12 protein-coding genes are annotated in these 15,716 nt (G+C 61.4%); 2 read left to right on the top strand and 10 right to left on the bottom strand.

What is annotated here, in order from left to right; translation table 11 throughout:
* The first annotated feature begins 3 nt into the window (after positions 1-3).
* Positions 4-1,119 carry a molecular chaperone DnaJ gene (gene dnaJ / locus P8L30_11645; protein MDG2240846.1) on the top strand — a complete coding sequence of 372 codons (1,116 nt, stop codon included), beginning with the start codon at positions 4-6 and terminating at the stop codon, positions 1,117-1,119.
* Between the two features lie 26 nt (positions 1,120-1,145).
* Here dnaJ and mnmA read toward each other — a convergent pair whose 3' ends face one another.
* The 10 genes from mnmA to P8L30_11595 form a co-directional block, all read right to left on the bottom strand.
* Positions 1,146-2,237: a tRNA 2-thiouridine(34) synthase MnmA gene (gene mnmA, locus P8L30_11640; GenBank protein ID MDG2240845.1), complete on the bottom strand. Its 1,092-nt coding sequence runs from the start codon at positions 2,235-2,237 to the stop codon at positions 1,146-1,148.
* On the bottom strand, positions 2,234-3,397 hold the full coding sequence (locus P8L30_11635) for a cysteine desulfurase family protein (GenBank protein ID MDG2240844.1): 1,164 nt from the start codon (positions 3,395-3,397) through the stop codon (positions 2,234-2,236). Before P8L30_11635 ends, mnmA begins: the two co-directional genes overlap by 4 nt.
* Before the next feature lie 78 nt (positions 3,398-3,475).
* Positions 3,476-3,694 (bottom strand): hypothetical protein, encoded by a 219-nt coding sequence (locus P8L30_11630; protein ID MDG2240843.1) that lies wholly within the window; start codon positions 3,692-3,694, stop codon positions 3,476-3,478.
* A 148-nt stretch (positions 3,695-3,842) separates the two neighbouring features.
* Positions 3,843-4,568, bottom strand: a complete 726-nt coding sequence (gene bshB1 / locus P8L30_11625) for a bacillithiol biosynthesis deacetylase BshB1 (protein ID MDG2240842.1) — start codon at positions 4,566-4,568, stop codon at positions 3,843-3,845.
* The gene (locus P8L30_11620; protein ID MDG2240841.1) at positions 4,565-5,854 is read right to left on the bottom strand and encodes an ABC transporter permease; all 1,290 of its coding nucleotides are present in this window, start codon (positions 5,852-5,854) and stop codon (positions 4,565-4,567) included. Before P8L30_11620 ends, bshB1 begins: the two co-directional genes overlap by 4 nt.
* Positions 5,847-7,034 carry an ABC transporter permease gene (locus P8L30_11615; protein MDG2240840.1) on the bottom strand — a complete coding sequence of 396 codons (1,188 nt, stop codon included), beginning with the start codon at positions 7,032-7,034 and terminating at the stop codon, positions 5,847-5,849. Before P8L30_11615 ends, P8L30_11620 begins: the two co-directional genes overlap by 8 nt.
* Positions 7,035-7,107: 73 nt before the next feature.
* A complete protein-coding gene (locus P8L30_11610; protein ID MDG2240839.1) occupies positions 7,108-8,355 on the bottom strand; it encodes an efflux RND transporter periplasmic adaptor subunit in 1,248 nt (415 codons plus the stop codon).
* 14 nt (positions 8,356-8,369) lie between these two features.
* Positions 8,370-9,863, bottom strand: coding sequence for a TolC family protein (locus tag P8L30_11605; protein ID MDG2240838.1), 1,494 nt, complete (start codon positions 9,861-9,863; stop codon positions 8,370-8,372).
* A gap of 197 nt (positions 9,864-10,060) precedes the next feature.
* Positions 10,061-10,756 carry a hypothetical protein gene (locus tag P8L30_11600; protein ID MDG2240837.1) on the bottom strand — a complete coding sequence of 232 codons (696 nt, stop codon included), beginning with the start codon at positions 10,754-10,756 and terminating at the stop codon, positions 10,061-10,063.
* A gap of 9 nt (positions 10,757-10,765) precedes the next feature.
* Positions 10,766-11,497, bottom strand: coding sequence for a creatininase family protein (locus P8L30_11595; GenBank protein MDG2240836.1), 732 nt, complete (start codon positions 11,495-11,497; stop codon positions 10,766-10,768).
* A gap of 191 nt (positions 11,498-11,688) precedes the next feature.
* Here P8L30_11595 and P8L30_11590 point away from each other — a divergent pair, with 191 nt between their 5' ends.
* Positions 11,689-15,555 carry an ATP-binding protein gene (locus P8L30_11590; GenBank protein ID MDG2240835.1) on the top strand — a complete coding sequence of 1,289 codons (3,867 nt, stop codon included), beginning with the start codon at positions 11,689-11,691 and terminating at the stop codon, positions 15,553-15,555.
* Positions 15,556-15,716 lie beyond the last annotated feature (161 nt).

Raw genomic sequence — 15,716 nt, 5'->3', positions numbered from 1 at the left:
GGTATGGCGGCGCCGAAGAAGGACTTCTACAAGATCTTGGGTGTGGATGAAAAAGCCACACCCGATGAAGTCAAGAAGGCGTATCGGAAGCTCGCCAAGAAGTACCACCCTGATGCCAACCAAGGTGATACCAAAGCATCTGAGCGTTTCAAGGGCATTGGTGAGGCCTATGCTGTCCTGAGTAATCCCGCGAAGCGGAAGCAGTACGATCAGATGCGGCGTTTGGGCTCGTTCGGCCTCGGAAGCACGCGGCGCCCAGGGCCTGGAGGAGTGGGTGCCGACCCTGGATTGTCTTTCGAAGACCTTCAGGGTGGTTTCGGCAACATTTCGGATCTCTTTAGCTCTCTCTTCGACAACATTGGCAAGAAGGGCCCAGAAGCTCCTCAGAGGGGCCGAGCGAAGGGACCCAACGTCGAGTATGTCGTCGAGATCCCGTTCCTTACGGCGGTCCGTGGCGGGAAAGTCTCAGTCGACGTCTCGATCACCGAGGACTGCGCCACCTGTGGGGGCGCCGGGGCCAAGCCCGGCACCGACCTTCGGACTTGCGCTGAATGCAAAGGCACTGGACATGTGTCGTTCGGACAAGGCGGTTTTGCGGTTAAAAGACCGTGTCCCGCATGTTTCGGGCGAGCGATGATTCCCGAGACCCCCTGCGGGTCATGTACAGGTCGCGGGACGGTGCGGCAGCAACGCAAACTGCAGATCAATGTCCCGACGGGTGTGGATACGGGATCGAAGGTCCGTCTGTCAGGGCAGGGTGAGCGCGGCAAGAGCGGAGGCGCCGCCGGTGACCTGATTCTCACCTACAAGGTGAAGTCGCACCGCTTCTTCAAGCGTGATGGCCTGGATATCCACGTCAGTGTCCCGATCAACATCGTGCAGGCCACGTTGGGATCGAAGGTTCGGGTCCGCACCGTGAGCGGCAAGAAGGTCGTCCTCAGAGTGCCGAAGGGTACTCAGTCCGGCACCAAATTTCGCGTTCGCGGACAAGGCGTTGAAAAAGGTGAACGGAGAGGGGATCAGTTGGTAGAGGTCTTCGTCGAGGTCCCCGACGAACTCAGCGACGATGAACGCCAAGCCATGGAAGAATTCGCGGAGGCGACGGGCCTGAAGCACTAGGCCGTTTGCTGCACCCAGGAGTAGGGCTACGCCGTGGTTCGAGTGTAGGCCCTGCTGACTCGGCCTCCACCAAGAACGCGCTCTTCGTCGTCGAATATGACGGCCGACTGTCCAGGTGTGATGGCCGCGAACGGTTCACAGAGGGCGATGATCAGCGTGTCGTCCAGCCGCTCCACTGTCCCGGAAGCCGCGGGCGCACGGTATCGCATTTGCACGTGGACGATGGAGCCAGCTTCGGGAGCTTCTTGTAGCCAATTGAGTCCAGCGATTTCTACGACGTCCTCATACAGCTCTTCGTGGGTTCCCACTACGACCTCACGCGTCTCGGCTCGTACTTCCAGCACGAATAGAGGCTCAGGAAACCCCCCACCGAGCCCTTTCCGTTGCCCGACCGTGAAGCCTGCGTACCCGTGATGTTCACCCACCACGTCTCCGTTCCGCCGAACGATGGGACCGGGTAGAAGGGCGGGGTGGGTCGCCACGAGTCTCTTTTCGAGCAGGTCGCGGTAGTTCCCCGACGGCACGAAGCAGATCTCTTGGGATTCCGGCTTTTCCGCTGTGACAAGCTCCAACGTTCGGGCTCGATCGCGCACTTCGGCTTTGGTGAGTTCTCCGACGGGGAAGAGGAGCTTTGGAAGCATCTCTCGTGGCATAGCCCAGAGGAAGTACGACTGGTCCTTGTCCGGGTCTAGGCCTCGGAGTAGGGATGACCCGTTGTCGCCGTGCTGCACGCGCACGTAGTGGCCGGAAGCGATTTGATCGCAGCCCAGAGCACGCCCGCGCTCCAGGAGCTCAGGGAACTTCGTATTGCTGTTGCAACTGACGCATGGGTTCGGAGTTCGCCCCACGGCATACTCAGAGACGAAGTCGTCGATGACATCCCTTGTGAAGTCTTCCTCCACATCGAATACGTAGTGCGGAATATCGAGTGCAGCAGCGACCCGTTTGGCGTCCATAATTCCATCGAGTCCACAACAGGTCTTGGAGTGCGCAGGGGTTCCGTCGTAGCAGAAGGTCTTCATCGTTACCCCGATGACATCGTGACCCTCTTCGACGAGGAGCGCAGCGGCGACCGAAGAATCGACACCGCCCGACATGGCAACGAGTACCCTGCTCATGCGGGTGCTCCGAGGCCCCGGAGTCGCTCCACGACCGCTGCGAACGTCGTCGCAGCCCGGTCGAGTTCTTCCTTCGTACTGAGCCGGCCGAGCGAAAAGCGTACCGTCGCGGTCGGGTCGTCGTCCCCGTAAAGCGCGGCGATCACGTGGCTGCCACCTGTGCTGCCACTCGCACAAGCGGACCCGCCAGAGACTGCGATCCCCTCTAGGTCGAGAGCCATCAGAAGCTGTTGTCCGTCGACGCCCGGTACGCCGAAGCTGCTGACGTGCGGACCGCGCTGAGCCATGCCGCCATTGATTCGCACGTGGGGTACCAGCTTCGTGACCCTGGTCTCAAGATGACTCTGGAGCGCGTGGAGGCGCGCGCTTAGATCTCCCTGCTCATCGACCCCAAGCCGCATCGCCGTGGCGAGGCCGACCGCGCCCGCCACGTCCTCCGTGCCTGGACGCAGGGCACGTTCCTGGCCTCCGCCAAAGAGCAGAGGCGAGATCTTAGTGCCCGCACGAACGAAGAGCAGTCCTGTCCCCTTGGGGCCGTAGATCTTGTGACCTGTCACAGACAGTAGGTCGATGGGCACTGCGTCCACTGATACGGGAAGTTTCCCGAACGCTTGGACTGCATCGGAATGCATCGTGCCTCCTGCCGCAGATACACGATCGACCATCTCAGGGATCGGAAGGACGATTCCGGTTTCGTTGTTGACCCACATGGCGGAGACGACGCAGTGCCCCTCGGCGAGTACTTCATCGAGTCGATCCATATCGACGGTCCCCTCGGGGGAGACGTCGAGGACCACTCTCCGGAGCTGTCCCGCGCTTTCCGCCTTCTCCGCAGCGTCGTGAACTGCGTGGTGCTCCACCGAGGTAACAATGAGGGTCGGGATCTGGCCTTCGTCGGCCAGAGCCCGTGTGCTTCCCAGTACAGCCAAATTGTCCGACTCCGTGCCTCCCCTCGTAAAGAAGATCTCTGCGGGGGTGGCCCCGAGGGCCTGCGCAGCGGTCGCCCGGGCGTCCGAGAGGGCTTCAGCGGCCTTGCGGCCCCAACGGTGCGGGCTGGACGGATTCCCAAACGTCTCCGTCAAAAGTGGGAGCATCGCCTCCCGGACCTCTGCCCTAACGGGTGTGGTCGCCGCGTAGTCGAGATATACCGGATCCATCATCTGTGGCTTGGGCAGAGCGAGTTGCTGGAGAAACGTAGGTACCTAAGTTAATCGACGCCGACCTTGGACCGTACCGCCTCAGCCCGGAGTCCCAATCGGATGCACTTCTCTCCACCGTTTCCCGACGGGCAACCCAAGTGCTTCCGGTCGACCGTTCACGGTACGGTCTTCGGAGGACGTGTCGTACACGTGGGCCAGGTAAGCGAAGGGGAGCCCCTTCAGTTGGTGGCGGATCCACCGGTTCAAGACGCGCCCGAAGTATGGGTCCATCGCAGGTCTGGAGATCCGATCGGACATCTTCCTCCTGAGATCGGGATGTGGCTTTGGCCCTGGTTGTGTGCGGGCGGTGTCGCGGAAGCGAGGGCCGTGCGAGTTCGCGGAGTCGATACCCCTTCGTGGCGACGCGTGCTCCTCGAGGTCGTCTGTCGACCCTAGTCCACCAGACCTAGAAGGTCGAGACGCCGAGGGCGGCAACGTCTTCGACCTCTAGGGTCTCATCGACGCGGTAGGGTTCGCCGTAGGCGACCCGAATGAGCGAACCATAGTGCGCGAGCTGCGCCTTGATCTGCTGGTCGAGTGGGCGTGTCCCCCCGGGGAAGACTTCTCCCGCCTGATGGACCATCGCGAACTGAGAACCGTAGGCGGCGATCGCGTCCATCCGGGCGTCGATATGAGACGATACGTCGACCACGAAGTCTGGCGGGCCTGCGTCTTCTCTGAACGCGGTGGCGTACACCAGTTTTGAAGGCCGGAACGGATCTCCTGGCACGTCCAGCTTCTTGAGCCCACTCAAGAAACATGCATCTCTCACGAGCTCCGATGTGATCCGGTGATCTCGGTGGCGGCCGACCTTCCAGTGTGTGATCACGACTCTGGGCCGGAGGGCCCGGAGATGCTCGGCGACCACATGGCGGGCCTCGTTGTCGTTCTCGAGACCGGAGTCGGGTAGGCCTGCACATCGCCGTTCAGCGAGCCCCATGATTTCTGCTGCGGTGCCTGCCTCGATCGCTCGTTGTTCAGGAGAGCCCGCGCTTCCCATTTCTCCTGCAGTGAGGTCCAGGACTCCGACCCGGTGGCCCGCTGCGGCGCTCTTGATCAGGGCGCCTCCACAGAGGAGTTCCGCATCGTCCGGGTGGGCCATGATCGCCAGGACGTCCAACGGAGCTGTCATTCGTATCTCAGAGCGTCTACGGGATCAAGTCGACTCGCCCGCATGGCGGGCAGGAGGCCGAACAACATCCCTGTGAACGAAGCCATGCCGAGGGCTGCAAATACAGCCCACAGGGGGATTTTTGCGGGCAGGGGAGTCCAGGCCGCCACTCCTGACGCCAGACCCCATCCCATAAGCATCCCTACCATGGCCCCGACCGCGGTGAGCGCGGAAGCTTCCACAAGGAATTGCCAGAGGATCTCACGTCTCGTCGCTCCGAGGGCTTTTCGAATCCCGATCTCTCGAGTTCGCTCCGTCACGCTGATGAGCATGATCCCGATGACGCCCACTCCACCCACCAGGAGACCCGCCGAAGAGAGAGCGAGCATCACGAGGAAGAACACAGCCGTGAGTTGGTTGAACAGATCAAGGATCTGAGCGCTCGCCAGCAGAGCGAAGTTGTTCTCATCCCTCGGCCCCAGACTTCGCATTCTGCGTAACGCCGCCATCACGTCGTCCTGTGCCCGCGACATGGATACCGAGTCTTTCGGCACGACCTGGATCTGAGCCTGCCACATGGACTGTCGTAATCGCCGGCTGGCCGCGGTCCACGGGACTACAGTCCAGTGCTTGATTGCGCTCGTGAAGATGTTGTCTTTCAGTTGGTACACCCCAATGACCGTGAACGGCTCCTGCGTGCCCCGGAACACATTCAGCATCCGGATGCGACGGCCGATAGGATCGCGTTCACCGAAGAGCTCTAGGGCCAGCTCGGCGGACACGACCACTACAGCCCGGTTCTGGTCCACCTCGGTAGGTGTAAAGTCACGCCCCGCGATAAAGTCTCCGGTCTGATAGGCAGGCCAGCCCGCATCAGACGCGGAAGACTGAACATTGCGCACCTCATGGCCCTCGTAATCCAAGTCGATCTGGAATCCGAAGTTGAACATTGCAGCCTCGATGGAGGGCAATTGGTCCAAGCGACGGGCCTCAGACGCCTCCAGTTGCGGCTTGTTCCACCAGGGAGGCCGGTTGTTACCGTCGTCCGAGATTCGCACGGCTGTGAAGTCGAAGCGCATGACCAGGAAGTTGTTCGGTCCACCGGACTCGAAGGCCTCCATGACGCTGCTGCGAATCCCAGTGATGAGTGCGGAGAGTGCAACCACGACCGATACACCAACCGCCACGCCCAAGATGGTGAGCGCCGAGCGGATCGTATTGGCTCTCATGGCATCGAAGGCGATGATGAGGCCCTCGCCCAGCGCCGTCATGCCCGAAGCGCCCCGCTGCCCCGACCGATCACTCATAGCGGAGCGCATCCACGGGATCGAGCTTAGAAGCCTGCGTGGCGGGGTAGACCCCGGCCATGATCCCGACGGACATGCCGAGGGTTACCCCGATCACAATCCACTTCGCGCTGACCGCGGCAGGCATCGGCGAAATCGCCGCCACCAACATGGCGAGCATGACCCCCATGGCTACTCCCAAGATCGCCCCTGCGGTGGACAGCGTTGTCGACTCTATGAGGACCTGGGTCAGAATATCTCGACGCCGTGCCCCCAGCGCCTTTCTGACGCCGATCTCGCGGGTACGTTCCATCACGGACACCAGCATGATGTTCATGATCACGATGCCACCCACAACGAGTGAAATCGCGACTAGGCCGGGTAGGGCGGTGAACAAGATCTTAGAGATGTTGTCCCAGAAACTGATCGCGTCGTCCGCCGTCTCGACCGCAAAATTGTTCGGCTCGCTCGGGTGCAGTTGACGCCGCGTCCGCATGATGCCTTCGAGTTCCGCCTGAGCTTCTCTGATCTGGTCTGGATCCAGGGTCTGCACGATGATCTCGTCGATCACACCGCGTGGGTTAGTGATCGATTGAATCGGTGACCGCGCCGGGGCCACCGCAAAATTGTCGAGGGACTGACCGAACAAAGAGCCTCGCTCTTCGAGGACCCCGATCACTCGATAGGGGAATCCTCTGAGTCGAACGACCCGACCCAGGGGATCGACTTCCTCGAACAAGACCTCGGCAGTTTCCTTCCCGAGGACGAGAACGGGAATGCCCGCCGAAGCTTCTAGGTCGCTGAAAATCCGGCCACGACTCACGTTCAGGTCACGGATTTCGAATATCTCGATGCTGGCGCCGACCACGTTAACCCCGGTCGCTGTGCGGCCGTTGTCCGCAACGGCCGATGCGTTCGTGTCGCTCTCGACCCCGATCAACGCGGGAATGGTAAGACGTTCACGGATGGCTTCGGCGTCTTCATAACGGAGTCGTGGCGCCCGCAACCGTGCCCGCCATGCTTCGCGATCGTTGTCGACTCCTGACTCGCCCCATCGGCGGACTGTGACCGTGTTGATCCCGAAGACCTGGGAGGTCACTTCCACACGCACGTATTGGTCGAGTCCTTCGACGATCGTCACGACGACGATGAGGAACATGACGCCCATGATCACACCCAGGAGGCTGAAGAAGCTCTTCATCTTCTCGCTCCGGATCTGATGCATCGCCAGGGCGACGCCCTCCCAAAGGTGCATAGTCAGTTAGCCCGTCGTTCTAGTTGTTGTTGTTATCGTCGGACTCCTCAGACGACTTGACGGCATCACCGTCACGAAGCTGACGAATTCTCTGATACGGGCCCGCAACCACGGTGTCACCCACATTGACGCCGGAGATGATTTCGAAGTACTCCTGACCGGCGATGCCGTACTCAACTTGAATGAAGGAGACCACACCTTCGATGACAACGAAGACTCCGTCGATGTCTTCGAGCGGCTCGTCCTCATCGGCCGTTACGCTGGAATCACGTTCCTCTTCTCGGACCGTGAGCGCGATGATCGGCACTGCAACCACCCCGACGCGCATCTCTGTCACGATGTCTGCCGTAGCTGAGAGGTCGGGCCGCAGCCCGATGTCCGTCCCATCGAGAGTGATGACGACTTCGAAGTCGATCGCAGCCTGCTGGCCTGCGGCCTGTTGAGACGGAGGGTTGATCGCGGAGTTGCCGATCTCCGTGACACGCCCAATGAACTCGTCGCCTGGAAAGGCATCGATACGGATTGTTGTGCTATCGCCGAGGGCGATTGCGGGCACATCCGTCTCGTCGACCTGCACCACAACCTCCATGACGGAGAGGTCAGAGATCGTGAGGACCAGACTTCCCGGGTTGTTCATCGTCCCGATCATGACGGTCTCGCCCTCTTCGATATTGAGGCGTGTGATCTTCCCGTCCATGGGGGCGGTGAAGATCGTCTTTGACAGCTGCTCTTTGGCCTCATCAACTGCAGCTCGCGCCTGTGCCACACCGTGCCCAGCGGATGTGAGGTTGGCCTCTGCGACGTCGACATTCGTGTGCGCGTCATCGACCTGCTGCCCGCTCACTAAGAGCGAGTCCCTCGCCCGGAGGTTCAGAAGTCGGTCTAGATCACGCTGGGAACGAAGCATGTTGGCCTGCTGGGAGGCCATTTGGGCCTGCGCCTGAGCCATCGACGCCTCGTTTCTTGACAGCGAAGCTTGGTACTGGTCGGGATCGAGGCGTAGAAGAACCTGTCCTCGGACCACGTCGTCACCTTCTTTGACGAGGAGTTCCGCGACCTTTGCCGAGACATCCGAGCTTACGTCGACGGTGCGCCGAGCACGGATGTTTCCGCTAGCCGTAGCGATCTCGACGAGATCGCGGGCTTCGATCTCTTCCATTCGGACTTCGGCGCCGCGGTCGTTCCCGCGGGTAGCGGAGAGGGCTGCCGCCGTGCCGAGAACGGCGACGACGATGACTCCGATAATGACCTTAGTACGGGTCTGCATGGTCAGTCAGTCTCTCAGTTTCTAAGGGGGGCGCCGACGAGCGCCTCCAGGCTGGTCACGGTGTCATGGTAGGCGAATATCGCGATGGTTCGATCACGATCTGCCTGAGCGAACAGCGTCTGCGCGTCTACCAATTCCACAAAAGTGATGGCTCCGAGTTGGTACCGTTCCCGGGCCAAGCGGAGCTGTTGTTCCGCCAATACGCGGTTTCTCTCTTCGAGTTCAGCGCTTTGGAACGCGGTACGAACGTTGGCCAAGCCGATCGCGAGATCAGCTTGAAGACTCAGTTCCTGTTCGCGGACCTGCTGAGTGATGTCGTCTCTTTGCAGTCGGGCAGCCTCGAGATTCCTCTGGCGGGAGAGCCCTTGGAAGATCGGGATGCTGATCCCGAACGAGAGGCTCGGCGGGGACTTGTCGAAATTGAACGGGAAAGCATTGTTTCCGTCCTCGATCGCCTGCCGCTGCGTGTCGGTGAAGGCAAAGCGGGAACAATCCTGCCCCGGAAGTGGGTCCGCTAATCGGCTGTATAGATCGTTTGTGAATTGACAATTTGCGACGGATCCGGCGATCTGACCTTGGGCCTGTGCCACCTGCGACGCTGTACTGCTGGCCTGGCGCGTGAAGCCGCTCAGGCCGGTGGACATAGAGATCGACGGGTAGTACGCGGAGCGGGCCGTGCTGACCCCGATGTCTGCGGATGCTTTGCTGCTACGTCGCGCCTGAAGGGTCGGGTTCTGACCCAGCGCCATATCGATGAGTTCGTCCAGATCCCAGCTCGGCTCGGTCAACACGAAGATCGTGCCAAGCTCAAATACTTGGTCTACGCCGAGCCCGAGCTGCTGGAGAAGGCGCATGCGGCCGGTTTCCAGTGCATTCCGAGCCTGTAGCACACCCACTTCAGACCGTCCGACCTGGATCTCAGCGAGGCCGACGTCGATCGGGGTCACCGACCCGACCTCGAGCTGACCTTGAGCGAGTCTGTAGTTGAACTGGGTATTCTCGAGCTGTTGCTCTGTGAGGCGTACAGCCTCCTGCTGGCGGAGCATCTCGAGGTAGGCGTTTGTCACTTGAGCTACGAGGTTCGATTCGGCCACCCTGATTTGGGCGACGGTCGTGCCGCGATTGGCCTTCGCCTGCGCCGGCCCCTTTAGGGTGGCCCAGCTCAACGAGTAGTTGAAGTTGACGCTGTAGTTGGAGAAGTAGTACGACGGTTGCCCGCCGAATCCGAGGTCTCCCAGCGTCAGGCTCCCAAAGCGCTGTTCGCCAGCACCTTGCCACGAGACACCGGAATTTGCGCTGGCCGTGGGAAGGAGCTGGCCGTAGGCCTGCTTGACGTCCCAATCCGCGAGTCGCTCGTCATTCCGTGTCTGCAGGAAGCTCGGGTTGTTCTCTTGGGCGATATCGAGCGCATCGGCCAAAGAAAGTGTACTAGGCACCGTCACTTGTCCTGCCAGTGGCGATGCGATGAGCGCGGCCATGATGGCCAACGCGCGCAAACTGTTCCTCATCCTCACGAACCCCTCGTTGGAAGTCGGGCTGCTACCGCCCGTACGCCACCAGAGCATCGGTAGTTTCGGGTATCGAAGCGGTCTGTGATGAAGTCCATGGGTGCGACGACGCACCGGGGTGGTGGATGCTTCACCAGTCACGCATTTCGGGCGTCAAGAAAGCTAATTCGAAGGCCTTCCGCTCCAAGGCCCTGCTTCTATTCGCCGACGAGGTCGGTGCGAGTCGCCACGTATCCAAGGTCAGGTATTTCGACACGGAGTACGCGCCCTTGGCGGTCGAACCATACGCGATGCTCGGAGGCATCGTCCATGAATGAGACGCGACGTGCGGCGACTCGGTTCCGCCCCAAACGCAATTCCTCCTCCACGATGGAGCCGGTGCTGATTGTGCCCTCACGTCGATCTCTCGGCACAATGATCGGAGCAGACTCTCCCTCCTGAAGATCGCGAACGAAGTAGTAGTGATGCGCGACCATCACTTCAATGATCCGTGTTTCCTCTCTAGCCCTGAACTCGCGCTCTTCTTGCCCTTCCGGCGATTCGAACCGAGAAACGAATCGAGGGCGAGCGAGATTCATCGTGATCTCTAGCGGTTCGGCGCCGCTCAGAGTGAGCTCGTATGCTTCGGCCGCTCCGGCTGAGCCTGATACGCGGAGCAGGTGCCGTATCTCCTGGCTGCCTGACTCGTCCCCCAGCGCCACGACTCCGTCGGCGATGAAGATGGCGCTCCGGTTGAACCCCACGCGGCGAATTTTGAATTCCTCAGTCCCGACAACTGAACCGTCGATCTCGATAGAGAACGTCCCTTGATCGACGACGCTTTGCGCCGCCGCAGGGGACGAAAGGGAAGCAAGGGTGAGCAGCGTCAAGCCAGCATTTCTCAGAATCGTCATGGGCATCTGCTACACCAAGTTTCGTGCCGCGTTCGCACCGCTCTTGACGATGTCAGTCCGAGGTGAGCGCCTCTCGATCGAGTCGAGGTGCCGATCGAAGACGACACGCCCCTTTTCTTTCGTGCCCCGGCGAGGGTATCTCCCCACGCCTCGGGACTTTGCCGGGGGTGTCGGCACTCTACCCCGAGTGTATCTTCGAAGCCAACGTTCCTCTGGGAGAGACTCTTCGGTCTCTTCCATGTGGACCAACTTCGGAGCCAGGTGGAGTAGCAGTGACGTCTCCAACTCCCCTCTGTGTTCGAATTCTGGGTTCGATTCGAGCACATCAGCGACATGGACCTGGCATAGGTCGTAAACGCTGTTGCTTGATGTCGCGGTGAGGGCCATGAGCAGTGCCTCCAAATGCGGTTCGAACCGGTGCGCCGTGATGATGACAAAGTCCTCGACGCCATCGTTCTCGCATTGAGCCAGAAGTTCATTTGCGGCACGGTGGAGGGTTTTACGTCTCAGCCCGGTGGCTCCGGCGAATGGACCTCCACCGACACTGATACCGTACGAGAAGGTCGGAGCGCGGAGTATCCCGAGGTGATCGGAAACGGCGTGCGAGACAGCTTCCGCGCCCAAGGGTAAGTGAGGCCCGTGTTGATCCATCGCACCAACTGGGAAGATGAGTCGAGGATCTCGTGCGAGCGCACGTCCGACCTCTGGCCAACTCATCACATCGAGTGCGAATGACGTCACCTTCCTTCCTATACAAACGACTTCGGCAGACTAGGCGAGCCTCCGGATGGCTCGGGCCGTGGACCTCTCTGGCGTCCTTGGCTTTGTGGGCCGCATCTCCTGGGTTCGCCCCATTACTCCTCGCCGCTGCCGGCGTTACATGTGCAGCTCTTTGGGGCCCCAAGCGTCGAGGTCGATCTTGGGGAGGCGGTGTGTCCGTTCTCGTTCTCGCCATCCTCGCCGGATTCGGAGCTCACCGCCAGGTATCCCAGCTCGCTAACGGGTGGGAAGGATATTGGGACGACCGTGAGGCGGAGGTCGGACAGAGGCTCGACGAGTCTCTCCAACAACGACTCGAAAGCGCAGAGTTGGCAGCGGATTCCCTCGCATCGCTCGCGCCTGGATTGAGGGAGGACCCCGAGTTGACTGAACTCGGCACCGTGAGAAGGCTCCGATCGCGGTTCGGAGCTGCGGCCGTCGCCCTGTATGACTCGCGAGGATCTTTGCTGGTGTGGGATGGCGTTCACCGGGGTGGGGTACCTGAAGATGCCCAACAAGGCGCTGAGCGGTACATGTATAGAGATACGCCGTTGTTCGGGTATCTCTATGTCACTGCCCACGGCGCGGACGGCAGCATTGCCGTGGTCGCGCACCTGCTTCGGTCGGATGTGTCCCCTGCGTTGGAAGCGCCCCTCGGTGATTTCGCTTCCCAGTTCTCGCGCGCGACAGGTGAGGCGATCACGATCTCGCGGGAGTCACCGACACAAAGTGCCGGCGTTTTCGACCTCGAGACTGAGGACGGAGTGCGGTTGCTGAGCGTTACCGTCGATCGGCCGGTGGCTGCAGACCGCATCGACGAAGTGATGGGTCGTTGGCGAGGGGTTGTGTCGGCGGCCGTCGTCATCGCGTGGCTTTTGTTGGCAATGGGGGGGGCCGCTCGCATGGCTTCCGGCACCATGGCTTCGGGAGGGCTCCTCTTCATTGCGGGGCTTCTTCCGTTCGAGCGGATCGATGGGCTCGCGCATTTGTTCGCCCCATCTTTGTTCACCTTGCCGGGCCCCATCCCGATATCCCTGGGACGGCTGGCGCTGTTGACCTTGGCGGGGTTCACCACCGTGGCCGTTCTCCCTCGTCCTCGTGTCGAAGTGCCTGCGTGGGTGGCCGGCCTGTTCGTTGGGGTTGGGTTCCCCTTGGTGACCAACACGGTCTCAGGCGGAGTCCTGCCGCTTGGGCTTGCTGAGGGGCGACTCGGTTATGTCGTGTACAATGTCGCCATGGCTGGGCTCCTCACCCTGCTGGCGGGATCGGCACTGGCGTTCTGTCGCGCCAAGCCGGAGTCGAGGACGTATGCGGCGACCGCCGGGGTCGTCGTAGCGGTTCTTCTTAGTGCGGTGGGTGGGGTCTTCGTGCAGCGGACGACGGGACTGCCGGCATGGTGGCCGGCGTTGTGGGCTCTCCCGACCGCGGCCGTCGCTGTGTCGATGGGAGCGTGGCCAGGATGGCAGCGTCCACTCGTCGGATGGCTAGCAGCGGGCGTTCTCGCGTCGAGTGCGGCACTGCCAGCGACTTGGGCCCATCGGACCGAATCCCGAATCGAGGCCGGGTCACATCTTCTTTCCGGCCTCGCCTCTTCGACGGATACCGAGCTCGAGCGGGGACTCCAACGACTCGGAGCAGTCGCCGACACCCTGGAACGCGCGGGGAAATCCCCCGTCGACATCATGTATGGAGCTTGGAGGCGCAGCGGTCTCTCGGAAGGAGGCGCTCCCCTTCGACTCACCATGTGGGACGCTGACGGACAGCAGGGTGAGGAACTCAGAATTGGGGTCGGAGCCGAACCACCCGCCTTCATGACGGACTTGGTCATGCGCGCGCTGGGGGAGGACGCCCAGATGATTTTTCCCTACAACCGTTATGACGCCCGGTACGTGATGTCGATTCCGCTCTCGGGTGGGAGCGTTCTGACCGTGATTGCGCCACCGATCGACCTGGATCCCTCTCGTTCACCGCTTGCAGCGCTGATGGGCGCAGCGACGGGAGAACTCTCCGCTGCTGTGACCTTGATCCCATTGCTCCCGGGTGACCCACGCGGCGGTGAGTCCTTGGCCTGGCAGCGGACCGGCTCAGGGTGGCAGGGCCAGATCGCCCTGCAGTTCGACGACGCCACGTACCACGCTCACCACTTGGTGGAAATGCCGGTAGCCATACTCGCCACAGCGCGTGGCGCGCTGTTGTTGGTATTGAACCTGGCCATCTTCTTCGCGTTCTGGCTCGGTGGAAGAGCGTTACTGCGCGATGTGGCGCCTCCGGAAATGAGGCTGTCCGGACTCGTGATTTCGTTCCGTGCTCGCGTCACGCTGGCACTCTTCGGATTCTTTCTGCTGGCGAACGCTTTGTTCGGCACACTCGCGTACCGGACGTTGGCTCAGGCATCTGCCCGGTCTGCCCGGGTAATCGCAGAGCGGGTCGTCGAAGATGCGGCGGGTTGGTATTTGTCTCTCGATGTCCCCCCGGGTACACGCATGGATCGCCTGGCACGCCAGGTGAGAGCAGAACTCCTTGAGTACAGAGATGGCGAGCTGAGAGGCGGCGGGTCCGTGGCGGAACTCGTCGAGATCGGTTTGTACGAGGGGTGGATGCCGATGACCCAACACAGGTTGCTGGACGGCCGTGAGGGCATCAGCGAGTTCACCGAAACCTCATTGGGTCGCTGGCGCTACGTCACTGCATATCGGCGCCTCCCCGATGGAGACATCTTGGGGGCGCAGGTGCCGATTCAGGCGGGGACGACGGCCATCCGCACCACCGACATGATCGAACTCCTGGGCTTGGCCGTGCTCGTGGGTGCGGCTCTTTCATTGGTGCTGGCGTGGGTCGCCGGACGGGCCCTGACGAGCCCAATTCGAGCGCTCCAGACGGCGTCGGAAGGCGTCGGAGCCGGGAATCTCGCGATGAGGCTTCCAAGTTCGCGCACCGATGAGTTCGGGGCGGTGTTCCGAGCCTTCAACCGAATGGTCGGCAGAGTTCGACGGGCCCGAAGACAGCTCGTCAGGACATCTCGACGCACACAGGCCATCATGGACGAGGCCGCCGTCGGGATGATCGCCCTTGATCCCGCAGGGCGTGTCCTGCTCGTGAATCCGTCCGCCGAAGATCTGCTCGATACCGAGGTTCTTGTAGGCCGCAACGTTCCGGCCGAAGGGGCTATGTCCGAAGCTCTCTCGGATTGGGTGGCTCTGTTTGTTGACGGGACCGCCGAGGAGGCGACCACAGAACTTCACTCAGGCGACCGGCGTGTCAGGGTGCGCGCGAGACGACTGGGGAGTCTCGGTACTCGCCGGGGTGTCGTCGTCGCCATGGACGATGTGACGGACGAACTCCGAACGGAGCGCGTTTTAGCCTGGGGTGAGATGGCGCGACAGGTCGCACATGAAGTGAAGAACCCCCTCACTCCGATCAAGCTCAGCATCCAGCACATCCGAAGGGCGTGGAACGACGGTCGTTCCGATTTCGACGAGATCCTCATCAAAAACGCTGACGCCATGTTGTCTGAGATCGACAGATTGGCGGCGATCGCGTCCAGTTTCTCTAGGTTTGGCGCGCCGGGTGGCGCCGGCGAAACGCCCCTTTCACCAGTGTCGGTCGAGTTTGTCGCCGACGATGTCATGACCCTATACGGTGGCGAGCAATCGGTGTCACCGTTCTCGCAGCATGTCGCTCAGAACTTGCCCGCTGTGCGATGCCGCCAGGAGGAACTCAAAGAGGTGTTGATCAACCTGCTCGAGAATGCCCGAGAGGCGATCGGAGAGGGCGGATCTGTGACCATCGAGGGACGTCTGGAAGACAACTCGATGGTCAGCGTGGACGTGGTGGACGACGGTGCCGGCATCCCTGAAGAGGTCCTGACTCGAATTTTCGAACCGCGATTCTCGACCCGTTCCAAGGGGGCGGGCCTCGGGCTGCCTATCGTTCAGCGGCTCGTGGCCACCTGGGGCGGCACCGTGACAGTGGCGAGTGAAGTTGGTGTGGGCACTACTGTCACGCTCCACATCCCGGTTTGGCTCGAGGAATCTACCTAGGGCTGGTCCCCCGTCGCAGGACGCGGCATCTTGTTCCCGACCCGAGGTGACCCGCCGGCCTCGAAGCACGAGCCCCTGTTCCGCACCGGATGCCGAACTACTCAACAGACCTATCCGCTTCTCCCGAATCCGCTGAGCGCCCGCCTCAAGTGGGTCCCAAT

It is taken from the genome of Longimicrobiales bacterium (genome assembly GCA_029245345.1).
Taxonomy (GTDB): domain Bacteria; phylum Gemmatimonadota; class Gemmatimonadetes; order Longimicrobiales; family Gaopeijiaceae; genus CALFPJ01.
The sequence above is the reverse complement of the archived record's forward strand: the minus strand, read 5'-3'. Positions and strand labels throughout refer to the sequence as shown.